This window comes from Microbacterium xerophyticum (assembly GCF_053543555.1).
In genome coordinates this window covers 824,992-848,941 of sequence record NZ_JBLVOB010000006.1, presented here as the reverse complement: position 1 = coordinate 848,941, position 23,950 = coordinate 824,992, and the positions used below count along the sequence as shown (strand labels likewise).

General features: G+C 61.6%; 17 protein-coding genes. 14 read left to right on the top strand and 3 right to left on the bottom strand.

All coding sequences use genetic code 11. The features are described from left to right. Nucleotides 1-58: 58 nt before the first annotated feature. The gene (locus ACNPNP_RS10790) at nt 59-1,483 is read right to left on the bottom strand and encodes an MFS transporter (RefSeq protein WP_448966017.1); all 1,425 of its coding nucleotides are present in this window, start codon (nt 1,481-1,483) and stop codon (nt 59-61) included. A 158-nt stretch (nt 1,484-1,641) separates the two neighbouring features. Between ACNPNP_RS10790 and ACNPNP_RS10785 the strand changes: the two genes are divergently transcribed. The 6 genes from ACNPNP_RS10785 to ACNPNP_RS10760 all read left to right on the top strand — a co-directional run bounded on the left by ACNPNP_RS10785 (nt 1,642) and on the right by ACNPNP_RS10760 (nt 9,301). Further along, nucleotides 1,642-2,286, top strand: coding sequence for a TetR/AcrR family transcriptional regulator (locus ACNPNP_RS10785; RefSeq protein ID WP_448966016.1), 645 nt, complete (start codon nt 1,642-1,644; stop codon nt 2,284-2,286). A 742-nt stretch (nt 2,287-3,028) separates the two neighbouring features. Continuing rightward, a complete protein-coding gene (gene mobF, locus ACNPNP_RS10780) occupies nt 3,029-6,562 on the top strand; it encodes a MobF family relaxase (protein WP_448966167.1) in 3,534 nt (1,177 codons plus the stop codon). Nucleotides 6,563-6,724: 162 nt separating this feature from the next. Continuing rightward, nucleotides 6,725-7,054, top strand: a complete 330-nt coding sequence (locus ACNPNP_RS10775; RefSeq protein ID WP_448966015.1) for a sulfate permease — start codon at nt 6,725-6,727, stop codon at nt 7,052-7,054. Nucleotides 7,055-7,158: 104 nt separating this feature from the next. After that, entirely contained in the window at nt 7,159-7,410 is a 252-nt protein-coding gene (locus ACNPNP_RS10770) for a helix-turn-helix transcriptional regulator (protein WP_448966014.1), read from the top strand. After that, entirely contained in the window at nt 7,403-8,584 is a 1,182-nt protein-coding gene (locus ACNPNP_RS10765; RefSeq protein ID WP_448966013.1) for a tyrosine-type recombinase/integrase, read from the top strand. Before ACNPNP_RS10770 ends, ACNPNP_RS10765 begins: the two co-directional genes overlap by 8 nt. A 204-nt stretch (nt 8,585-8,788) precedes the next feature. Next, complete coding sequence (locus ACNPNP_RS10760) at nt 8,789-9,301, top strand: XF1762 family protein (protein WP_448966012.1); 513 nt, start codon at nt 8,789-8,791, stop codon at nt 9,299-9,301. Here the strand turns inward: ACNPNP_RS10760 and ACNPNP_RS10755 are convergent, their stop codons facing one another. After that, entirely contained in the window at nt 9,302-9,529 is a 228-nt protein-coding gene (locus ACNPNP_RS10755; protein ID WP_448966011.1) for a MarR family transcriptional regulator, read from the bottom strand. It lies immediately after the preceding gene. Between the two features lie 275 nt (nt 9,530-9,804). On the opposite strand from ACNPNP_RS10755, the gene ACNPNP_RS10750 reads away from it, so the two are divergent. The 8 genes from ACNPNP_RS10750 (at nt 9,805) to ACNPNP_RS10715 (ending at nt 18,659) form a co-directional block, all read left to right on the top strand. Further along, the gene (locus tag ACNPNP_RS10750; RefSeq protein ID WP_448966010.1) at nt 9,805-10,317 is read left to right on the top strand and encodes a hypothetical protein; all 513 of its coding nucleotides are present in this window, start codon (nt 9,805-9,807) and stop codon (nt 10,315-10,317) included. 76 nt (nt 10,318-10,393) lie between these two features. Beyond that, nucleotides 10,394-12,265, top strand: a complete 1,872-nt coding sequence (locus ACNPNP_RS10745; RefSeq protein WP_448966009.1) for an ATP-binding protein — start codon at nt 10,394-10,396, stop codon at nt 12,263-12,265. Next, entirely contained in the window at nt 12,266-14,134 is a 1,869-nt protein-coding gene (locus ACNPNP_RS10740) for a Druantia anti-phage system protein DruA (protein WP_448966008.1), read from the top strand. Then, nucleotides 14,103-14,327: an HNH endonuclease gene (locus ACNPNP_RS10735; protein ID WP_448966007.1), complete on the top strand. Its 225-nt coding sequence runs from the start codon at nt 14,103-14,105 to the stop codon at nt 14,325-14,327. Before ACNPNP_RS10740 ends, ACNPNP_RS10735 begins: the two co-directional genes overlap by 32 nt. A 317-nt stretch (nt 14,328-14,644) precedes the next feature. Further along, nucleotides 14,645-15,532, top strand: a complete 888-nt coding sequence (locus ACNPNP_RS10730; protein WP_448966006.1) for an SAVED domain-containing protein — start codon at nt 14,645-14,647, stop codon at nt 15,530-15,532. 17 nt (nt 15,533-15,549) lie between these two features. Further along, on the top strand, nt 15,550-16,899 hold the full coding sequence (locus ACNPNP_RS10725) for an SMODS domain-containing nucleotidyltransferase (protein ID WP_448966005.1): 1,350 nt from the start codon (nt 15,550-15,552) through the stop codon (nt 16,897-16,899). Nucleotides 16,900-17,173: 274 nt separating this feature from the next. Then, nucleotides 17,174-17,563, top strand: coding sequence for a YunG family protein (locus ACNPNP_RS10720; protein WP_448966004.1), 390 nt, complete (start codon nt 17,174-17,176; stop codon nt 17,561-17,563). Further along, nucleotides 17,544-18,659, top strand: a complete 1,116-nt coding sequence (locus ACNPNP_RS10715; RefSeq protein ID WP_448966003.1) for a hypothetical protein — start codon at nt 17,544-17,546, stop codon at nt 18,657-18,659. Before ACNPNP_RS10720 ends, ACNPNP_RS10715 begins: the two co-directional genes overlap by 20 nt. 701 nt (nt 18,660-19,360) lie before the next feature. Here the strand turns inward: ACNPNP_RS10715 and ACNPNP_RS10710 are convergent. Further along, on the bottom strand, nt 19,361-23,137 hold the full coding sequence (locus ACNPNP_RS10710) for a YobI family P-loop NTPase (RefSeq protein WP_448966002.1): 3,777 nt from the start codon (nt 23,135-23,137) through the stop codon (nt 19,361-19,363). Nucleotides 23,138-23,950 lie beyond the last annotated feature (813 nt).

The window sequence follows — 23,950 nt, the reverse complement described above, 5'->3', positions numbered from 1 at the left end:
CCGCCGCGCGGCTGGGCTGGCAGGTGTGAAACGAACTGCCAGCCCAGCCCTTGCGGAGTTACTTGACGCGTTTGACCGGGAGGATGACGACCGCGGCGATGAAGACGATTGGTGCCGCAACCAGCCACACGATCCCGTAACCACCGGAGAGTGCGACCAGCTGCCCCGCGAGAACGGGGGCAAGCGCCTGGCCGAGGTTGCCGCCGAGAGCAGACATGCCGAGGTCGCGTCCGGCGGTGCGCTTGTCCTTGATGACGTCGATGAAGAGCGCCTGATCGACGACCATGTAGGCGCCGAACGCTGTTCCCGCGATGATCCCCTGGATGATGAGAGCGGGAACAGTCGGGGAGAAGAACGGGATCAGCAGAGACAAGCCCAGCAGGATGGACGACCAGAATACGAACGGCTTGCGTCGGCCGATCTTGTCCGACCACTTGCCCACGACGGCGATGGCCACGATGGTGCCGGGGATGCCGACCAGCCCGATGACAGGAGCAAGCGCGGTGGCTTCCGCTGCGCTGAGGGCCGGCTGCACATAGCTCTGCAGCATGAAGAAGCTGAAGGCGGTCGAGATGCCGTACCCGCACATCATCACGACCTTGCCGATCCACACCCACCGGTAGTCCGCGTCGCGCAGGGGGACGAGGAACGACGCGAAGAACTGTCCGAGCTTGATCGGCTCAACCTCCAGATCCTTCGAAGACCGGTCGGGCGCAAAGAGCAGGAACAGCGCGACAAACACGAGAATGACGACAGCGAAGACGATGTAGATGTTCAATTGCACGAGACCGTACAGCGCCCCAGCGGCGACACTTCCGAGAACGCCGCCAACCATGCCAGCGAGTCCGGAGAACGTACTGGCCGTGCCGATGCTCCGCTCGGGGACGCGGTCAGCGACGGTCGCCGTCAGGGGTCCTTGCACCATGTTGAACAACGCCTGCACAGCCGCCCACAGAAGGACGATCAACGCGATGGACGTCGAGTATCGCAAGGCGACGAGAGCGAGCAATCCTACTGCAGCACCGAATGCCATCCACGGAGCGCGGCGTCCGAAGCGCGAACGCGTACGGTCCGAGAGCACCCCTGCAATCGGCTGAACGAGCATGGTGACGAAGACACCGACCGCCGTCACGATGGAGAGGTTCTGGGCGCGGGCAGCTTCGAACTGTGCGTAGAGACCGAGCAGCCGTGACTGCTCAGCGGTCGCGGTGGCCGTTCCCGCGTCAATCTGCGCCTTGAGCGTCTGCAACTCCACGAGATTCGTGTTGGCGTCCGCACCGGTGAACCAGGTTGCGAACTCGATTGCTTGAACGTGGTTCGGAAGAACGATGCCGAGCATCGCCCCCCACAAAGCGAACACAGGCAGCGCGGCGAGGACGTACCACAACAGGTACGACCGGAAGCGCCATTTCTGAGTATAGATCGCAGAAGTGCCTTTCAGGTTCGGCTCTACGACCGACGGCTCGGGCTGGACACTGGGCATCATTGCTCCTCGTTAGTCTGGGGGGCGAGCGCCCCAAAACATAGTATGGGCATGTTTTGGCCGCCTCGTCAACTTTGTTATTCCGTCCGATGGAGGAGTGATCAGCTCGAAAAGCGGTTCTATCCGTAAAGTTCGGCTCCGTGGCATACGATGTCGGTATGGCTGAAGAGAGAGCGAAGCGGGGTCCGTACGCGAAGACCCAGCAGCGCCGAGCATCTATCGCTGCTGCGGCCTTAGACCTCATCAATGAGCGCGGCGACGCCCGCGTGGGCTTCGCGGAGGTGGCCGAACGGGCCGGCGTCAGCGAAGCAACCGTCGTCTATCACTTTCCGACTCGGGACCATGTGCTCGTCGCGGCGCTCGAAGAGGCCGACGAGGTCAACAGCCGTGTGTTCGAAGAAGCAGACATGCGCAATATGGACGTCGCCGAGGTCGTGTCGATGCTCGCGACCACGTCAGCGGGCCACCCGCAGCGCATGCGCCTCTACACCAGCCAAGCTGCCAACGCGTCGGACCCCGATCACCCGGCACATGCATGGTTCGTGAAGCATCAACAGGGCACCAGGGACTACTTCGCTTGGGTGCTTCGCCGAGATCAAGCGGCGGGCCGCGCTCACGAGGATGTGGACCCTGATCAGTTCGCGCGCCAGATGATCGCCCTCTGGGATGGGCTCCAGATGCAGAAATTGTCCGATCCCGCACTCGACCTACCCGAACAGGTCACTGACGCATATCGAAGCTTGGCCCGTGTGGATCTCGTCGATGCGCGCCGAGCCCTAGAGTCCCTCGTCGCCGGATTATAGGCTTCATGGCTTCGGGGGATACGCCCAAGGCACTACGTAGTGTATCCCGGACGTTATGTGGCGTAGCGCACACGCCTTTGGGGTTAGGTGGCGTTGAGTGTCACGACGAACGACTGAGATAGTCGCTGCCAGCCCCGCTGCGCAGGGCGAGGGTAGTTAAGCGGGGGGGGCGGTTCGAGCGCATCGGTCCCTGATGGCGACCTGCAGCCGGAATCCTCGGCGTTGCCAGAGCCACCGCTACCTTCCCTCCCTCGAGTAGCGTCGTGGTGCCGCTCGCGCTAAACGCGTTGCTTCCTTGTGGCCTGTATGCTGATCCACCTTCGGGGCCGAGACTCGTACCTTGAACAGGTCCGTGTCGCCGTGTTTGGACAGCGCCATGGACATGCGCGCCTCGTCAGGCGGGAACGTTCGAGTGTGCGACGACATGTGAGTAGTCCGCGCGACAGACAAGATGAAGCGGAGTCGCAGACTCGGGTGTTTCCGCGTGCGATTGCGGCCGTGATCGTGGTCTCACACTCAGATGGAGTTGCCCCGGCTGCTGCCACGCTGCCGCGTTGGCCAGCTCGCTGGTTACCGGCGCCGTCCTACATCTTCGGGGTGCAGCGGTTCGCTCGAACGGGTTGTCACGCGTCTTGCAAGCGAGGCGCGCCGCCTCCTGAAAGTGACCTCAGGAGTCACCGCTCCCACGGGCTGCGGAGCTCACCTTCGGGGTGAGGAGAGGCGGTGCCTGGTGACGGTTTCGATGCGGGTGATGTCCGCCGGCGACGGCTACAAGTACCTCCTGCGCACCGTCGCTACCGGCGACGGTGATCGGGTGCTTTCCACACCGTTGACGAGGTACTACACGGAGGAAGGAACACCACCGGGCCGATGGCTCGGATCGGCCGTCATCGCACTCGGCGGCGGAACAATCACTGTCGGTGACGAGGTCTCTGAGTTGCAGCTTCAACGTCTGATTGGGCAGGGCCGCGACCCGGTGACAGATCAGGCGCTCGGTATCCCGTATCGGAAGTATCCGACGGTGACCGAGCGGATCGAACACCGCACGTCGCGGCTCGACGCCGACCTTCCCGTGACTGACCGTGCCGAGGCGGTCGCCGCAATCGCGGCTGAGGAGAGCGCCCGTGGGGTGCGGAAGGCGGTTGCGGGGTTCGATTTCACGTTCTCGATTCCGAAGTCCGCGTCCGTGCTGTGGGCGGTGTCCGACGCGGGCATGCAATCGTTGATTGCGGAGGCGCATCACGCGGCGGTTGCGGCGATGGTTGCGTTCATCGAGCGCGAGGTTGCTGCAACCCGAGTCGGCGCAGCAGGGCGCAATGGGGCGGTTGCGCAGGCCGATGTGTCCGGGGTGATCGCGACCGCGTTCGATCATTACGACTCGCGAGCGGGTGATCCGCATCTGCACACGCATGTGGTGATCTCGAACAAGGTGCAGACCGTCCACGATGGCAAATGGCGCTCCCTCGACGGTCGCCCCCTTCACGCCGCGACCGTCGCTCTCTCCGAACTCCATGAAGCTGTCTTCGCTGATCACCTCACCCGTGCCTTCGGCGTCGGATGGGAGGCGCGTGACATGGGACGTGACCGCAACCCCGCTTGGGCGATCACCACCGTGCCCGAGCGACTGGTGGCGGAGTTCTCATCGAGGTCTAGGCAGATTGACGAGGAGAAGAACCGGCTGATCGCCGAGTACGTTGCGCGTCACGGTCGGCAGCCGTCGCTGGCGACGGTCATCAAGTTGCGTGCGCAGGCGACGTTGGCGACCCGGCCGGAGAAGCATGTCCGTTCCCTAGCGGACCTCACCGGCGAGTGGCGGGAACGTGCGTCGCACCTTCTTGGTGAAGACGCCACCGGCTGGGCTCACACCGTCACCGCGAACGACACCCCTATGCTGTTGCGCGCTGACGATGTGCCGTTGGACGTGATCGCCTCGCTCGGGCGCAGCGTGGTGGAGGCGGTCGGTGAGAAGCGGTCGACCTGGCGGCGCTGGAACCTCACAGCCGAAGCTGCCCGACAGACCATGCCGTACCGGTTCGCCACCACGCAGGATCGTGAAACTGTCGTCGGGATGGTGGTCGATGCCGCCGAGCACGCCTCGATCCAGCTCACACCGCCCGAACTCACCTCCAGCCCGACCGTGTTCCGTCGGGCCGACGACAGCAGCAGATTCCGACCAGCCGCGTCGACGGTCTACTCATCGCCGGACATCCTTGCGGCGGAAGACAGGCTCCTCGAGCGCGCCCGCACCATGACATCACCCACCGTGCCGGTCGAGGTGATCGAAAGGGTCACCCGTCGCCCGGACCGCGACGGTCGGCTCCTCGCCGACGACCAAGCCGCCACCCTCACCTGGGTAGCGATCTCCGGCCGAGTAGTGGACGTCTTGGTCGGCCCGGCTGGGGCGGGGAAGACCACAGCGATGCGCGCCCTACGCACGGCGTGGGAGCGAGAGTATGGGCGCGGCAGCGTGATCGGCCTGGCACCGTCGGCGGTTGCCGCGCAGGTCCTCTCTGATGATCTCGGTATCCGGACGGAGAACACCGCGAAGTGGTGGCAAGACCATCAGAACGCAGGCGCGTCCTTCCGCGAGGGGCAGCTCGTGATTCTGGATGAAGCCTCCCTTGCCGGCACCCTCTCGCTTGACCGGATCACAGCGCACGCAGCCGAGGTGGGGGCGAAGGTGCTGTTGGTGGGTGACTGGGCGCAACTGCAATCCGTCACCGCCGGCGGTGCGTTCTCCCTCCTCGTCCACGACCGCAACGACGCCCCCGAACTGCTCGACGTGCACCGCTTCGTCAACGACTGGGAGAAGACCGCCTCCCTCGACCTTCGCCACAGCCACACCGAAGCCATCGACACCTACGCCACCCACGGCCGCATCACCGGCGGGAACACTGAGGCGATGATCGACGCCGCCTACACTGCCTGGCGCGCCGACACCCTCGCCGGGGCTTCAACGGTACTGATCGCGGACTCAACCGAGTCCGTCCACGCCTTGAATCAGCGTGCCCGCGCTGATCTCATCCTCGATGGGACCGTGAATGCCCGCCGTGAAGTCGCCCTCCAAGGCGCCGCCCGTGCCGGGGTCGGGGACACGATCATCACCAGGAAGAACGACCGCCGGCTCCACACCCCGCGGGGATGGGTGCGAAACGGGGACCGCTGGACCGTCACCGACATTCGCGATGACGGATCACTGACCGCCCGCCGTGCCGACAGTCGGGGCACCGTGATCCTCCCCGCCGATTATGTCTCCGATCACGTCGATCTGGGATACGCAGTCACGGCGCACAGAGCACAAGGCATCACCACTGACACCTCCCATGTGCTCGCTGATTCGTCTACGACGCGGGAAGACCTGTATGTCTCGATGACTCGCGGGAGCCAGTCGAACCTCGTCTACGTCGCCACCGACCGCCCCGACGATAACCACACCACCCCGCACCCCGCGGACGATCCTGACGCCACCGCGCGGAGCGTGCTCAACGGGGTGCTGCAGCACGTCGGCGCGGAACTCTCCGCGCACGAGACCATCGCCGCCGAACACGAGACCTGGGGATCGGTGGGACAGCTCGCGGCCGAGTACGAGACGATCGCGCAAGCCGCCCAGCAGGACCGCTTCGCCACCCTCATCCGCGAATCCGGTCTTACCCCGGACGATGCAGAAGACACGATCCGATCCGACGCATTCGGTGCCCTCACCGCCGAGCTCCGGCGGGCTGAGGCGAACCACCACAACGTCGACGCTCTCATGCCGCGCGTCGTGGCAGCTCGCGGGTTCGGCGACGCTGATGACATCGCCGCCGTCCTTCACCACCGCCTCGCCCGAGCTGCCGAGAGGCCGGCTGGTTCTGGTCGTACTCGCAAGGTCCACCGTCTGATCGTCGGTCTCATCCCCGAAGCAACCGGGCCCATGTCAGCCGAGATGCGGAAGGCCCTCACGGAGCGGCGCGAGCTGATCCAGCAACGTGCCGAAGCCGTCCTCGACCAAGCGATCACTGAACGGCAGGAATGGGCGCTCGCGCTCGGAGACACACCGGCAGAGACGAGAGCAGCGGCAGCGTGGAAACGGCAAGCGCGAACGGTCGCCGCGTATCGCGACCGTTACGGCATCACCGCACCCACGCCGCTCGGCCCAGCGCCCGATAGCGATGCGCAGAAGATCGACGCAGCACGAGCGAAAGCCGCCCTTGCGCGCCTCCAGGATCTCCGTTCTCAGAAGAGTGTCGGGCAGGCACAAGTGAAGCACCGAGAGGGCGCCTCCCGAGGGCTGTGACCGGCGCTCTTCCGCTTGTCAGTAGTGCGACGTACAGTGGAAGGACAAGCAAGGCGACTTTCAAATATGTGTCGCCGTCACCCCGGAGCGTGACGGTATGACGGCCTCCGGGCAGTCCTTCAAGGTTCTTTGTCGCCAGACCCTTAGAAGAGGACTGCCGTCATGATCCGCTCACTCTGGGCCCTCAGCACCCACATCCGCGCATTCCTGCGCCGCTACATGCCCACCAACATCGCCCTCGACGCCATCCGCACCCGCCGAGGACTCAAATGGGGCGTGCCCGCAATGCTGCTTGCCGTGCCGTACCTGCTCATCGCGAGCACCTGCACGAACCTCATCCACAACGGCGCGCACGAATGGATGAACCTCATCCTGCTGCTCTGTATCTGGAACGCGCTCAAGTTCTTATGGATCGGACCGGTCAGCCTGGTGCATCTCGTACGAGCCAACGCGCGTAAGCACCGCGCTCACCAGGCTGTTCAGCGCTCGTGATCGGGGTCCTACCAAGCCCGACTCGAGTTCTCGCTCATAGTTGGAATTCATTGACGGGGCGCACCGCGTGACTACCTCGATCGTCCACCTTCGAGACTTGAGGGATGAACGACGAACCACACGCCAGCCCCCACGAACTTGAACCCCTCCTGAACGTCAACGAACTCGCCGCCTACCTGGGCGTGCCTGTCTCCACCATCTACGACTGGCGTACCAATGGGAAAGGCCCCCGGGCCTACCGATTCGGAAAACGGATCATGTTCGGTGCCAACGACGTTCGCGCATGGATGGACACCATGCGCGAACCTACCGGCGCCGCCACCTTTCCCGAACCCACCGAGTCCGCACGTGGGTAGGCCCCGCACTCCGATCGGCACCTTCGGAGTCATCGCCACCCGAGCACAGCCCCGAGGCAACTACGTCTCAAAGGCCCGCTACCGAGACTGGGACGGCAAGAACCGGCTCGTGCAGAGCACCGGACCATCCCGCTCAGCTGCCGAACGGAAACTGAAGCAGAAACTCGCCGAACGCACCCTCTACCAGCCTGGCTTCAACGGGATGAGCGCCGACAGCCCCTTCCCAGAACTCGTCGCCTACTGGCTCGAAGACATGGAGATCGAAGACCGACTCTCACGAACCACTAGAAACCTGTACGAGCGAGACATGCGCACCCTCGTCCTCCCAGCCTTCAAAGACCTCACGCTCCGCGAGATCGGCGTCGCCCGCTGCGACCACTTCCTCAAACACCTCGCTAAACGCAGCTACAGTCGCGCCAAGCACGCCCGCGTCGCCCTCCGCCTCGCACTCGCGCTCGCGGTCCGTCACGAGATCCTGCCCCGCAATCCGATGGATCATGTCTCACGTTTGCACAGGAAGAAGACCATCCCGGATGCGTTCACGATCGGGGAGGTTCAGGAGATCCGGGTAGCGATCAAGGCCTGGGAGTCCCGGCGGATACTGGCGGGGCCGAGGCCTGATCGGCAACTCGGGCAGATCGTCAAGGTCATGCTGGGCACCTCCGCTCGTATTGGAGAGGTTCTCGCCATCCGACTCCAGGACATTGATCTCGACGGCCTGATCCCGACGGCACGGATCTCAGGGACGATCATCAGCCGCAAAGGCGAGCCGACGCACCGGCAGGACCACCCGAAGACGGATCGCTCGGTCCGCCGCGTCGCACTCCCATCGTTCACGCTACACGCGATCCGATCCCGGCTCCTCCGCACCGGCGAGACAGAACCGGGCGCGCTCTTGTTCAGCACCCGGAGCGGGACGCCGCATACGACGAACAACGTGCGTCGGCTTCTGCGCGACGTCATGGACGAGGCCGGAGTCGACAACGTCACCCCGCACCGGTTCCGCCGCACCGTCGCCACCGTCATCAACGACGCTCAAGGTGCGCTTCTAGCCTCCGAACTCCTGGGCCACACCGACCCGCGGATCACGATGCAGCACTACATCCAGCGCAATGAGACCGTGAACCCCGCCACCGCGGAGTATCTCGAGCAAGCCTTCGGCAGGGCTGGGTAAGAGTCGCGAGGTTTGATACCCGCAATCGCCGTTGTCATGACCTGATGTCGATGGAGAGGGGGAACCGACAACAAGGACGCATTGGCTGAATCAGCTCCGGAATCGCTGATTCTGGGGCTCCCATACTGCCCGGATGCGATAGCGCACCTACCTGGCGACAGTCCAGTGATCTTCCTGGACGCGACCCGCCGGAGGTGCCTGGGTATGCGTGAACAGCCGACTGTACGACTAACGGTCATTCCGATCTCACTCGCTGACGCGAACGCATTCGTTGAAACTCATCACCGGCATCACAAGAAGGTCGTTGGGCATAAGTTCTCAATCGGTGTTGTCGACGAATCGGGTGAGATGAGAGGCATCGCTATCGTCGGGCGCCCCGTCTCACGGCATCGAGACGATGGATTTACCCTCGAAGTCACGAGGCTGGCAACCGATGGATGCGCGAACGCGCCGTCATCGCTCTACTCCGCGGCTTGGAGAGCGGGCCGCGCAATGGGGTACCGAAGAATCGGAACCTATACGCTCGCGACCGAACCTGGAATCAGCTTGCGAGCCGCTGGCTGGCGCGTCGTGCACGAAGTCCGGGGCGCCTCATGGAGCCGCCCTGGACGACCGCGCACTGACAAGCACCCCACGGTCGACAAACGGCTCTGGGAACCTGAGTCGCCGCAACGACCAGCATCGCTGAGATCGAGCAGCACCCCAAGAAGACTCTAGTTACGCCTCAGCACTGAGCACGTCTATGCCTGCCGCCGTGACATGCAACTCGTTGGCGTTCGGGTGATCTGGGTGGTTGCGGCGCTCCAGAAGTCCCTGCGCTTCGAGCGCCTCGACCTGACGCCGCGTCGCGGCCGGGGTAGCGCGCACCAGACGCGCGAGCTTCGACACCGTGACACCAGGGCTGAGCCTTACAAAGGTCAGCAACCGGACCTGCCTCTCGTCCACCGACTCCATACTTCTCAGAGTACCGATCAAGCCATCTTTCTCTTGTCCGGACGATCGGCGGGAACCGTGACCTCTAGAGAGTGAGGGCAGCACGAGCCCGGCGAGGTTCATCGACTTTGTCGGAGGCCGCTGCTATCCTCGAACATACAACTGCAGACCAAGAGAGCCTTGGGTCCGAGCCGGCCAACAGCGCCGTCACGAACGCATCCTGAGACTTGAACCTCTGTCGCGGCACCCGCCGTGAGGCTCTCCTTCCAACGAAAGGATTGAGCCCCGTGGGTGAAGGCCATCATTTCGGCGATCTGACCATCGCCGACATCAAGAAGTTGCACTCCATCGTGAAGCGCAAGTCGAATCGTCTTCTCACCCGAGAAGACCATGAAGACATCGTCTCGAAGATTCTCGAAGACGCCGTCCGAGGAAGTCGCAAGACCGGTACTCCGCTTGTGAAGCTCGCCTTCACGTACAGCCAGTACGTCAGCTACTACACGCGACCGCTCGACAACGTCATGGAGCACGTCCGAAACCAGCAGCCCCTCGTCTACGACGAGCAGGGCGACCTCGCGGAAGAGTCCGACGTCCCGGACAGCCGTGTCGACTTCACAGGACCGATCGTGACTGACATCCTCAGCCGGCTCCCTGCCGCCGAACTGTCCGCCTTCCGCCCTGTGCTTGACGGTGCTAGCGCCTCGGAGGCCGCTACCGAGACCGGCATCTCCACAAGTACCACGCACGACCGGATCAAGCGCGCTCGTGCCTCACTCCGTCAGCTCTGGCTCGCGGCATAGATTTCACAGACCTGGGCCCATGCCCAGCCCACGCGGCGCAACCGTCGCCGCGCAACAGAGAGAAAAGGAACACATCATGAAGCAGCCCCTGAACACCGCAGCAGAGCATCTGGCGAGCCAGCGCGAGTACGTCAAGAAACGTCACCTCGAAGACCAGAAGGCCGCCGCCCAGATCGGCGGGACGGCAGGACTAGTGGACGAGAAGATGCTCGCCCAGTCAATGCGCTCTGTCCGCTACGCCGACGAAGCGCACGCCGCCGGTGACATCATCGACAACGCAATCGAAGCCGGAGCCTCCCAGGTCCACCTCGCCTACCGCACCGAGGGCGCGAAGATCACCGAGATCGCCTTCATCGACGACGCCGCAGGCATCGATCCGACCTTCCTCCCGCACGCGGTCAAGTGGGGCGGTTCCTCGAACGAGGGCAAGCGGAACGTCTTCGGACGTTTCGGCTTCGGCCTGCCCAGCGCCTCCGTCAACCGCGGACGCAAGTTCAGCGTCTACTCCCGCGCCGAGACCGACGAGACCTTCTCCAAGGTGACCGTCGACCTGGACAACCTCGCAATGAAGGGCGAAGTTGTTCAACTGCCGAAGGTCAGCCAGGAGAACCTCCCGGATTGGATCGCCGACTACATCAACTCCGGCAAAGTCAGTGGTGGAGTGGACGCCGTCCGCACGGTCGTGATCTGGAGCACCCTGGATCGGCTCGCATGGGTCAACAAGCAGCAGTCCTCCGGACGCTTCCGCGAGCAGTTGGGTATCACCTACGCGGGCTGGCTGGACGTCTGCAAGCTCTACGTCGACGGCGAGGCCGTCGAGCCGGTCGATGTGCTGTTCACCACGCCCGGCTACCGCTACTACGAGATCCCCGACTTCCCGAACGCCGAATCGCACAGCCCCATCCGCTTCACGGCCAAGGACTCGGACGGCAATGAGCACGCCGTCACTGTTCGCTTCTCACTGCTGAGCACAGCTGCCCACGATGCTGTCGTTCGCACGGGAGGAAAGGGTAAGCCGCCGATGGTTCGTCGGCGTATTCGCAAGGAGTACAACGGCTTCTTCGTGACCCGCAACGGACGCTTCATTGAAACCGCTAAGCCGGATATTCTCACCTGGAGTGTGTACGCACGGCAGGTCGGCGTAGCTCTCGACTTCCCGCCGGAACTCGACGAACTCTTCGGCGTCACCCCAGACAAGCAGACGATCATCTTCGACGAGCGCGTTGAACGAATGCTCGACGCCGCTGGAGTAATCCGGGCCCATAAGGCACTGGTCGCAGAAGTGACCCGGCAACGCTCCCAGGAGAAGGCCGAACGGGATGCCGCCGCAAACGACGGCGATGGAACCCGAGCCTCCGAGGCGACTATCGCAAAGGCAGTGGAGAAGGAGGTCAAGCGCACCCGCAAGGCGAGCAAGGAGTCGCAGGAGGAAGCCCAGCGGAACTTCGATGACACCGTCAAGCGCCTCGCGAAGGAGACCGGGGTCGACGAGAAGGACGTCGCCAAGGCCCAGGAGCGCAAGCACCGTGAGAAGCCGTACAAGGTGGAGTTCAGCACCGACGCCGAGGACGACCCGTTCTACACGCCGCTCATGGTCGGCAGCCAGACCGTGCTTCGTATCAACCAGGCCCACGCCTGGTACCGCGAGCTCTACAGCAAGCTGAACGATGACCAGGCCGAGTTGCGCTCGGGACTCGAACTGATGCTGTGGGTGCTGGCGACCAATGAACTGGACGCCACCGGCGATCAGAAGATCTTCTACCGCGCCGAGCGTCGAGCTTGGTCCCGGCAGTTGTCCACAGCGTTCGACCTTCATCCCGCAGTGTTCAACAACGCTGCCTCCCGAGAGGACGTCGAGGAGGTCGACCCGGCGGCTTGGGTCGAGGACGAATTTGCCGAAGACGACGAGTTCGCTGACGACTTCGAGTCGGAAGACGAGGCCAAGTAGATGACGGAAGCAACGCCGGGCGGCGCAAGCCGCCCGGCGCAGCCCCGACTCGCCTATCCATCCTCCTACGCCGAAGAACTCAAGCACCGAGTGCTTGACGAACTAGCGATGGTGCAGGGGCGGATCAAGGTGGCCGAGACCCTGGACCCGAACATGGCGAAGGAAGAGTTCAGAAAGGCGCACGGCAGCCAACGCGGCGCACGCTTGCAGTCAGCTCGAAAGTGGTTGCTTGGTCGCGAAGACGACCTCATGCAGAACTTCGCCAATGGTGACGAAATCGATCCCGCTCGGATCGATCCGGTTGTTATCCCTGTGCGAACGCCGCAAGACGTCGACGTGTTTAAGTACGCCACTCTGCAGTGGTCAGTGCCGGTCTCAAACGGGTACGGGCGCCGCACCCGCTTCCTCGTGAGGGACCGGCAGAACGGCAAGCTCATCGCGATATTTGCCTTGGGGGACCCAGTTATCGCGCAATCCGCCCGGGACACAGCCATCGGATGGAGTACCGAGCAGCGAAACAACCGGCTCTACAACGTGTACGACGCATTCGTTCTCGGTGCCGTTGAGCCTTACCGGCAGCTACTGGGAGGGAAACTCGCCGCACTACTGACAATCTCCAACGAGACCCGCGACTTCCTCTTCCACAAGTACGACGGGCAAGAAACCGGCATCCGAAAGCAGATCAAAGATCCCACCCCCGTCCTCATCACGACATCCTCAGCACTCGGCCGGTCATCGGTCTACAACCGCATCACCTTCGAGGGTGCACTGATGTTCCGCTCGGTTGGTTTCACCAAGGGGTACGGTCACTTCCAGTTCTCTGACGAACTCTTCGTGGAACTGCGCGACTACGTCCGCGACGTCGTGCTCGACGACCCTAACGCGAAAGTCGGATCGACCGTGTACGGAAGCGGCCCCAACTGGCGCTTCCGGATCATCCGCACAGCACTCACGCAGTTGGAGATCCCAGCAGAGAACCTGCAACACAACATCAAGCGCGAAGTGTTTCTCGCCCCGACAGCGGTCGGGTGGGACGCCTACCTCCGCGGCGAGACCAACGAGATCGAGCCCTTCGACCTACCTACGGAACGGATCGGCGAGTACTACCGTAACCGCTGGGCGATCGGCCGTGCAGAGCGTCGGCCCGGATTTGCGCTCTGGAATCGTGAAGAAGCCAGGCTCCTGCCGAAGGCGTCCCTAGGCCTCACCTCGACCGTTGCGCCGACTCCAGGACGAGTAGACATGGGCGCATACTCACTCGCAATCGGCACCGCAGCTCGCGTTGTCCACGGCCGTACCCCTGCTGGGGCCGTTTCGGATGGTGTCGCCTACATCAGCCGTCTTGAAGGACCCGGCCTCGCGATTAGTGCGGCCGACATCGCATGGGCCAACGGCGAACGCGAAGTACGAGGATGGGACCGCCACGACTCCGATCCAGTGCTGGAAGACGTGATCGGTCGACTCCGAATCGGCGTACATCCCGCCGAACGATTCAAAACCCAATCCGTCATGGAGCTACGTACCGCGGTCCGCAAGGCTGGAGCGCAGTCCAACGTTGCCAAGACCACCTCGGTTGAGCTCTCGGAATCAGTTGGTTTCGATGTCGCGGCGACGTTCGACAAGTTGGCCGAAGCTATGGTCGGCACGCGCGAGTCTCTACTCAAGGACACCGGCACACGGCGCGGGCAACTCTGCGTCGTCTTCGACGACTCAGACCGCGTCACGCCGACGCTTGCATGGGCAATCACGAGACCCCTCAGTCTCCTGCTAGCCGACAACCGGGAGAAGCCGACGGCTCCTGTATTGCAGAGGAAGCCGCCCCGGATGGAGGACATGAATGTCGACAGAAGCGCGACGGGCCCGGCATGACCTCCATCTTCGTTTGGCCGTCATGCGCCGCGATAGCTACACATGCAACCACTGCGGGCACGTTGGCAAGCTCCACGAAATGGAAGTTGATCACGTCATCCCATGGTCCTGGGGTGGGTCCGATGAGTTCGACAATCTGCAGGCGCTCTGCGGACCATGTAATCGGCGAAAGGGCGCTCGATACGAGGGATAGCGTGCGACTTCTCGGATGGACGGTGGTCTTGTCAAGTGCCTAGCTCACAGATACAACGAATCGCGATACTGCCGTCAATTCAAAACCGGGTATGGGCTCGTTCCGCGGGCCGTTGCGTGCTCTGTGCCGCCTACCTGATCGACGCTAGGAGCTTCTTCCACTCCCGTACCGTTGCAGAGCTTGCCCACAACGTCGGAGCCACTGACGGCGCCAAGTCTCCGAGAGGAACGTCGTCGTTGTCACTTCGAGAGCGCTCGGCCGAAGAGAACATCCTTCTGCTTTGCCACGAATGCCATCGACGAATCGATGATCCTGAAATGGTCGGCTTCTTCACGGCCGAGTATCTCCGCGATGCAAAGATGACGCACGAACGCCGTGTCAGAGAAGTTACTGAGTTCGCAACCCTTCGACCAGCCGCCATCCTCAAAGTCACCGGGAAGATACGAGGAACGCTCGCTCCAGCTTCTGCCAGACAGATTGCCGAAGCGCTCCACCCGCTCCACCTAACGGGCTTCGGTGAAGCCACCCGTACAGGTATGTACGAAGTCGTGCTTGACGATCCTGAAGACGCCGACTGGTCGTGGACGAGGGGCATTCAGCGCATCGATCAAGCCGTAGATTCGCTCCAGGCCGCGACCGAGGCCGCCGACGTCGAGGTGGCGGCGGTGTTCGCGCTCGCCCCGATCCCTCTGCTCGTACACCTTGGCTCCCGCCTCGACGACAAGAGCGAAACTGTCCTCTTCCGCCGTGCGAGATCTGACGACGCGCGAGCATGGGTCTGGGCCACTGACGAAGCGCACACGCCGGCGTACGACGTGTCCATAACCAACAACGACTTAAACGCACAGCCGTTGGACGAGATTCTCTTGACCGTGAACGTAACCGCGGACGTCAAGCTTGACGAGATCCCTCCGCAGGTTCGCGGCTTGCCCCGTGTAGCGCTCAATCTTGCGACTGAAACGCCCGGCCCCGGCGTGATCGACACCAGGGCCGCACTCGACCAGTTTTCGGACGGCTGGCAACGCGCGCTTGCCCTCGTGGAGAAAGAGTTCCCGAAAGCCTCTCGCGTGCACGTCGTTGCAGCTGTCCCGGCGCCAGCGGCGATCCAGATGGGGCGACTCCACATGCGCGACGCCCAACCCGAACTCGCCATCTATCAACGAACGAGCGCACAAGGCTACGTAAACGCGCTCACGGTCGGCTAAGAACCAGGGGAGACCGCATGGAACTCGAGAACTACTTCACCGCCTTTCTTCAGAACACGGTGAACCTCAAGCAATGGAAACTGAATCAGCTCGCCGGTCGAGTGAGCGCCATCGTGGATGCTCTAAAGAAGGACGCGGTGATTGGTCCTCTCTACCAAGACCACATCCCGCAGGGATCATGGGCCCACGAGACGATCATCACGCCCGTCGGAACGCTAGACGAGTTCGACGCCGACTTTCTTCTCCACGTCGAGGAAGTTCCTGAGTGGTCAGAGAGCCCAAAAGAATACCTGCGAGAGGTGCGAGCCGCTTTCAAACGGAACACCACCTATCAGTCGATGCTTCAGAGGAAGAATCGCTGTGTCCGGATCGACTACGCGAATGACTGTCATGTCGATGTGGTCCCGTACCTTGTGCGCGATGACGGGTCTCAAGTCATCGTCAGCTACAAAGAGAATAAGTTTGAGGACACCAACCCGGCTGGATTCACGTCATGGATGAAGGAAAAGGATGACATCACGAACGGAAACCTCCGTCGAGTCATCCGCCTTCTGAAATACATTCGGGACTACAAGAACACCTTCGACTGTCCGTCGGTGATCCTCACAACACTTCTCGGTGGACGAGTTCAAGCCTTCGACACTGAGGCTCGGTACGCCTCAGTTGGGTCAACTCTGGTCGCCCTTCTCGAAGACCTGGACTCTTGGCTGCGCTGGCACGAGCAGATGCCTACACTCGAAGACCCGAGCTGTCTTGGGACCTACTTCAACCACCGATGGACTCAAGAGAAGTACGCAAACTTCCGTGTGCAGGTACAGCGCTACGCCGAGTGGGCGAGACAAGCGCTTGTCGAAGACGATGAAGACACGAGCGCCAACCTTTGGCGCAAACTCTTCGGCGACGCTTTTGCCGCTGACGAGAACGTAAGACTGGCGAAGTCGCTTGAGCACAGCGGGCAGCAGGAGAAAGCCCTTGTTCTTCGGGCACCCGACGAGGAATTCATTCACGAGCACTACGCATATGCGGGCGGCTACAGCGCGCGGATCGATGCTTTCGTGCTTCGGGACTCCGGACGTGTAGCGCGCTCGCTCCGCCTCGACGGCCGAGTCGAGAAGAACCGTGATCTCCTCTTCCGAGTAGTGACTGATGCTCCTGGAGGTTTTGATGTCATCTGGAAGGTCCGCAACAACGGAGAAGAAGCAGAAAAAGTAGGGCAACTCCGGGGCCAGCTCCTCGAAGGTGACGGCACGCAGAGCGTGGAACATCGCGAATCCACCAGCTACGCAGGGAACCACTTCGTTGAGGTGTACATCCTGCAAGGTGGACGTGTCATCGCTTCGGACCATCATGCAGTCGTTATCCGGTGAGTGAACATCGCACCAAAGCCGGTGCGGTTTACCTAGTGAACTCTCAATTGGAGACCGAGCGGGCTGGGTGCCGGCGCGTCTTCGTCGTTCATGACGATGCCCTCGTCTGAGGTACTCACGAAGATACGCCCCTACGGCGTAGTAGGTGGTTGTCGTGCGGCGATCAGTTGGGGCGAGCCTGAACTGCGGGCGCCGCAGTGCCTTGGGCGCCGAAACAGGCGGTCCCTCCCCAGGTCGCGGACGAAATGTCAGACGCGGTTGCTACCCTTGAAGCATGACAGTAGAGGCTCCAGCGGAGACGGGTCTTGCCCAACTCACGATCGCGCTGCGCAACGCGTGGTCGGCCGAGACATCCGTTGCTCCTGAAGCCTGGACGCCCTCAATTCCGTCGCAAGGGCAGTGCGCGGTCACGGCACTCGTCCTGCAGGACTACCTCGGTGGGGAACTCCGTCGCGGAATAGTGGACGGTGTCAGTCATTACTGGATCAAGTTGGACTCGGGGAAAGAGATTGATCTGACTCTTGACCAGTTCCGAAACCCCACAATTACTTCGACTAGTGTTCGAGAACGCGACTATCTTTTGTCGAGTGCGTCGACCAGCCGTCGTTACAAGTTGCTCGCTGACTCCGTAGCAAGACAGGTCCGTGAACATGGGCACGTCTGACCGCACCCTCTTTCTATACACCTCTAACATCCGGGAGCGATACGTTACGGACGCGCTCTCAGCCGTCGCGCTTCCGAACGGCGCACGGATTCGTTTTCGCTATGACCGTCGGCATGTCTCTGAAGAGTTGCGCAGAGAATGGCTCCGCCTAACAGGATTGGGCGCGCTGATACACCTTTCACTTCAGCACCCGCAGCGGTTTCATGAGTCTGCGTTCATCCCGTTGAGGTTGGCGACGGTAGTGGGCGCATCTGAACATGGTGAGATCCTGTCTATTGATCTCGAGTTAGGGGATTACTTCACCTTCCTCGGACTGCCGGTCGGTGCCGAGCCCGACAAGACTCAACGCTTGGAACTTGGCCACCGAATTAGCAAGTACTCGAAATTGCTTAGAACGTCTAGTCAGTATCCATCGCCCGACGATGAGGTGCCCCGGTCTGCAGGCTTTGGTCCAGGAGTTTCATCGCTCAAGAATGACCTAGAGGAAGCGAAGCTCCCTCTAGCATCGGGCAACGATGCTGCCTTCCGAGCGATCGTTGATTATCTTTCCTCCACGCTCACTAACCCAGAAAGGTTCTACTTTCGAGTTGTCGGAATACGTGACTTCGGCACCGGTGAGTTCGTGTGTGCAAAGGACGGCGAATTTTGGCTGACAACGGGGAATAGCTACATTCTGGAGATCTTCCACCGCCAGGAAAGCCTTGGGATGATCCCCGCGGAGCTAAGGCTCGCCGTGGGCGAAGGACTGAGCGCTCGTGATGTTGAGAGCCTGACCCTCACATCGGCGTACGACGCGTTTTCAGTTGTCATTGATGTGCCCAACCGCACTGATACGACCCGCAGCTACCTGGAAGTTGGGCCCCGCATTCCCTCGGAGGCCGCATCAATCCGCCTGAACGTTGTTCTGGCCCCATCCAACGCGCAGAAGTACGCGATTCCGGCGGCCGGAGCGGTTGCTGCTGGTGCCGTGGCATTCGCAGCGACCGATCTTGCGCCCAAAGATGGCTGGGGAGTTGGGTTTTCGGTTGCAGTTGCTGGAGCCGTATTCGGGCTAGGGCTATGGCAGACGAAGCGTGGCCTAAAAGTCCTTCCCTGAGTTCGAGTGAAGGGGACCAAAAAGGGACCAGAATCATGCAAACCGTGCATTTCGTGACGTGCTCTGCATGATCTGACCCGCGGAATTACGCGGTTTTCGATGAGTTTTGAACCGTTTGGACGCCTGGGGGTCAAGGGGTCGCAGGTTCAAATCCTGTCAGCCCGACCAAAAGCCCTGATGAGAAGCAATTTTCGTCAGGGCTTTCGTCGTATTTGGGGCCGAAAATGGCTTATGTACCCCGGAATGTACCCGCAAGGTTTTTGCGGACTATCCCGACACCCCGGCCTGCACGCGACGCGCTCGTAAGGCAGGTGAGGCGAAGACCCTCGTGATTCTGGGGTTTATCTGGTCGCTGCCGTATTGGATTGACCGGCGATTGGCGTATCGAATGACCGCTAACGACGGCGTAGAATCTTAGGTTTACGTCCAATCGCTGGGCATGATGCTCCTTGTCAGGTGGGCGTAGCCCACCTCGGGTGTATGCATGTCGTACTGCTAGGCAGCGCACGTCCGACGCGTAGTCGTATCCCGAGAGATCCCGTCAGACCCTGAATGATCCCGACCGACGCCCTGCGAAGCCCTGCGCGATCCCGAGAGATCCCGACGTATCTTTATCTCCATCCGGACCCTCGATGTGGTCCGCTCCATGAACCTGAGCCTAGAGCGAGGACGAGCTTTGTAGTGGCGACCGTAGCCGGGGGTTAAGCGATGCGCAGCTTCCAGCGATCTCTGGGCTGTCCACCCTGCTGCAGCTTGATGACGCCAGCGAGCTTCAGCCGGTCTACAACGGCTCTCAAGGACTGCGTATTGCCAACCTCGAACGCCTGACCCGCAGCCCCTGCGAATCCGGCGAAGTCGCCGGACATCGAACCGAGGATCCCCATGACCGTCTGCACGCTGATCGAACCAGCCTGCTCCTTCAGTTGCCAAACGACATCCTCGTGGTTGCTGACAGCAGGCGCGAGAAGAGTGAGTGCCTCCGTCGACAACGTGACGCCCAAGGTTCGTGCGGTCCGCGCAGCCGCGACCAGGAACGATTGACCCGCTGCGTGTGCGAACTCAGCCTCGGCGCGGGCGAAATCGACCAGCTGATCAAGAAGTGCATGTTTAGTTGCATCCGGAACGCTCTTCTCGCGTAGGACGTCCGCGGCACGACCCTGCACCAAGGGTGGAGTGATGAAAGCCGCAGCATCCGCGGACACCTGCAGAGCAGGGCCGATCGCATCCCAGCCGGCACCAGCGAAGTGGGTGAACGCCTCCTCGATGTCGTCGACCACACGCTCTCGCAGCAATTCAGCCAGCAGATCGTCCTGGGTCGCTTCGACTTCACTGAGGTCAAACCCGGGACCGTTCGGCGCATCCAAGAGCTGCTTAGCCAGTAGCACTCGCTGCCGCGCTTCGAGCACCGCATGTGCGTTCAGGAGGAGCGGGATCACAGGTGCAAGCTGCTTTGTGGTCGCATCCTCCAAGCCAGCGACGTCGAGCACCTCCCCATCGTCGTCCGTGAACAGCGCCATAAGCGCATCGTCAACACCGATCTCGGTTGAGTACGCCTCGAGGTTCGTGAAGTTCGGTACGGCGCACAACCGAGCCACGACGGTCGACCATGCATCATGATCAACCTCGTTGACGTCAGGCAGGGCTGCACTCTCTGCGGTGGCGTCGAGGAATGCCTCCAGCCCATCGGCTGACCAGTCTTCGTGCTGCGCGTTGACGACCCGAGCGAGAACCCCCGGAGACTCGCAACTTGCCGTCGTGTGATGATCACTCTCGATCAATTCGAGGTAGTCCTCGATGTTCTCGGTGCAGTACGCCCAGACCGCGGGCTTGGCGATGAGGTTGTCTGCCCAGATCGGCGTCTCGTCGGACAACGCGGCAGCGGCGCGAAGGTTGTTGGCGTCGAGCGCGTACCGCTTCTCGCTGACCACCAACGCCTGAAGCTCCGGCGAGAGCACTCGGATGTTCGGGGCGATCGGCAATGCAGCCGTCAGGAAGGCGAAGAGGGTGTCCGCAGACACACCACGTGGGGTCTCGCGGAACGTCGGAATCTCCGTGTGCAAGCGCTCAATGAGTGCTCGCGCGTCGTCATCGAGCTCGAAAGCCTCCAAGCTGGATGCGTTCCGTAACGCGGCGTCGAGCAGGACCACCGTTGTCTCGTCGGCATCGATCACGCCCTCAGAGGCAATGAAGCTGAAGAGGGTCGGCCATGGCTTGGCTGCCAGCCGTGCGACCAGCGCCTCGCTCTGACTCTCCGGCGTGTTGAAGAACGTGACAAGGAACTGCTGTCCGTCCTCGTTGTCGGGCCGGGCCAGGACATCGATGAGGTCGTTCGACCTCGGATCTTCGATGGTCATGAGGTGGTTGACGATGTCGATGTTGAGAGCGGCCCGCGTGCGAAGGAAGTCAGCCGGGGCTTGCACCAGAACATTCTGTGCGTCCTCTGGGGTGAACTTGAACTGCACGTCCATCTCGTTGGGCCACACGCTGTTGCGGAAGAAGTTCGCCACGTCGACACCCAAGAACTTGCCGTAGAAGACGGTCGAGTATTCGGCATAGAACCGATCGATGTACCCTTGCTTGACGAGGTCAAGCGCAAGCTGCGACGGAAGCGTGTCCTTGGCAAGGATGGCAAAGGTCTTGTCGTTGAGCTTGTACTTCGTGCTCGCCGCAAGGTCTTCAAGGCTCGCACGAGGTAGTGAAGTGATCTCTGCGTTGATCTCAGCGATCCTGTCGTCATCTGTACGCGACGGTGAGTCTTGCCAGCTATCAGCGTCAGCGACCTCGGGAAACAACGCAGCGAGATTTGCACCTCGCAGACGCGTGTTCTCCCCGTTGCCCGAGCGATGACGGAATCTCAGCTCGACCTCTCCCGCCTGCCCAATCGGCTGCCAGAAGGATCGATCATTTGCCGCGTCAACGTCAAGCGCTACATCACCGACTGCGGCTGCAAGAAGCGTCATACTAGTCGTGGCCTGCAACGCCGTGAGCCGAGCTCCGAGCGTAGCTGCCAGAGTCTGCTGCTTCTGCCGCCGTGTTGCACCTCGAGCAAGATCTCCGCGTTCCGTCTGCAGGGTTTTGAGTGCCGCATCCACCAGATCTCGGCGCTTCTGATCCAGCATGTCGAGAGCACTACCTCGATGAGGGAGGGCCTCAAAGTCCGCAAGGTGGAAATTCTTGTAAACAACGAGAGCGAACAGGAGATCCGCTGTCAGCTCGGGCGCACGCTTCCTCTTGGTGCCATCGACCCACAGTAACCGCTCAGCATAGACGACAAACTCGTTGCCGATGTTGATCATCAGGCGCATGTCGGTGGTGTGCCGCGCCACGATGTCGATGAGACCAGGGCCGATCTCCATGCCCTCGCCCGTGGGAAGCTTTAGCTTTTCGAGTTCCGTCAGGAAGTGGTCGCGCGCGTTGTTGTGCGACAGGAACGGCACCACCGGAATGACGATCTCGAAAAACTTCGTCCGATTCGCTCGTTCCACCGCTTCAGACGCGGCGTCCTTCTTCTCCGGCCTCTTCGTGTCGGACGTGCTCGCACCTTCCTCGGTCTTCTTCGCGTCCTCGTCTTTCTCCTGCTGCTCATCGCCGAACTTCTCGAACAGGCTGTCCTTGATCGCGTAGACGAACCTGAGCGGCCGGTCCGTGCGCTTCCTCCAATACGCGGAGGTATTGACAAGAGTGTTCAACTCGCGTAGTGAATCGAAGATTTGTGGATCATTGAACCGATCAAGGTCCTCGAACACAACGATGTCCGGCTCTGTGGCTTCAAAGAATGCAAGCAACTCATCTAGATACTTGTCGAAAAACGAATCGCTCTTGCCTTCGAGGGAGATCGACGCCCCTCCGGCCGATACATGAGCCACAACACGATTGCCGATGTACCGTCGCACGAACACGAGTGCGGTGAACACCAGAGCGGAGAACACGATCATTGGCCACAAGAGACCGTCGGTCCAGAATGAATCCTCGCTAGGCCGCACGCCGAACAGCCACAGCAGACCGATGACAATAGTCGTCGCCAACACCGCTTCAAAGATCGTTCGCCACCACGACAGCTCAGGTGTGCGCGAGAACTCCGAACGACGGACCTCACCAGGATTCGCCCGGTAGACCAACTGCTTGACTAGTTCCTTCTGGATCCTGTTGGTCAAGCCCTCGTCTTTATCGGGCCCGAGCGTGTTAATGCTAATGCGCAGAACCTTCTTGGGCGAAGGCTTCTTGGTGTTCTTCTTCTTCGCCGTCTTTGCGGGGCTCGTGTCTTCGGTAGCCTTCGCCTCGGTGTTCTCAGACTGAGGCTCCTCCTGCTCCGTGATGAACTTGTCGAGGATGCTCGACTTGCCGGCTCCGTAGCGACCGGTGAGCGCGATGTTCTTGTTCCGTGGATCGATCACGGCCGCGTTGAGCCGGGCCACATAGGTCTTGTGGTAATCCTCGTCGTACTCCGGGGCAAGCGACCGCAGCTCGATATCCGTCACTCTGTCTCGGCCTCCATTTACCTGTGCTTCGAAGCTACGACTCGTGAGCGAGTGAAGCTCAGCAGCCAGCGCCAGATCTCGTCAAATCTAAGCTGCACTACCTTTCTGCTGATCGTAGCGGCGACAGCGGACGCCCCCCTGGGCTTGACGGCTGATTCTGGTCTTGATGGCTGCAACGGGTCATTTAAGCTCAGCTCGCGCTTTCGATGCGGCTCAAGAATGTTCGCGGCGACGTGAACCTAGATCGCCAGCTAAAGGAGCTCACTGCAGTCAGCTGCGAACGCATCTTCAATGAGGATGCCTCCGGTAAGAAGGTCGCTGTCCGCCCCGAGTAGGAGCGATGCCTCTCGTACTCTGCGCGATGGTGACCGCCTCGTGGTCGTCGAGCTATCCTGGCTCATACCGGCACGCGGACCCGCCTCGTACTGTGCCGGCTGACACGTAATCCACGCAGCGATCTCATCGACCGTACGTGACTCGACTGGGCAGTTGACGCGACCAGCAAGATCACGTTTTGGGCCTTCGACGGAGCAGCCTATGCGCAGCGACTCCGAACGCATCGCAATCGACCGGTCAGGCCCGATTTATCGACTCGCGGTGGCTCCAGAAGGCCGATTTTTGTACCCGCAAATGTGCCCGTAAGCTCCGGGATTGGTCGGTTTTGGCGGGAATCAGCGGGGAGACCTGACGCACCGAGTCTCGTACTCCCGCAAGGGAAAACCCCGGAATTCCGCGGATTGTCGAAAGTGCCTGCATTGCTTCAAGGGGTCGCAGGTTCAAATCCTGTCAGCCCGACCAAGAAGTGCCGGAAAC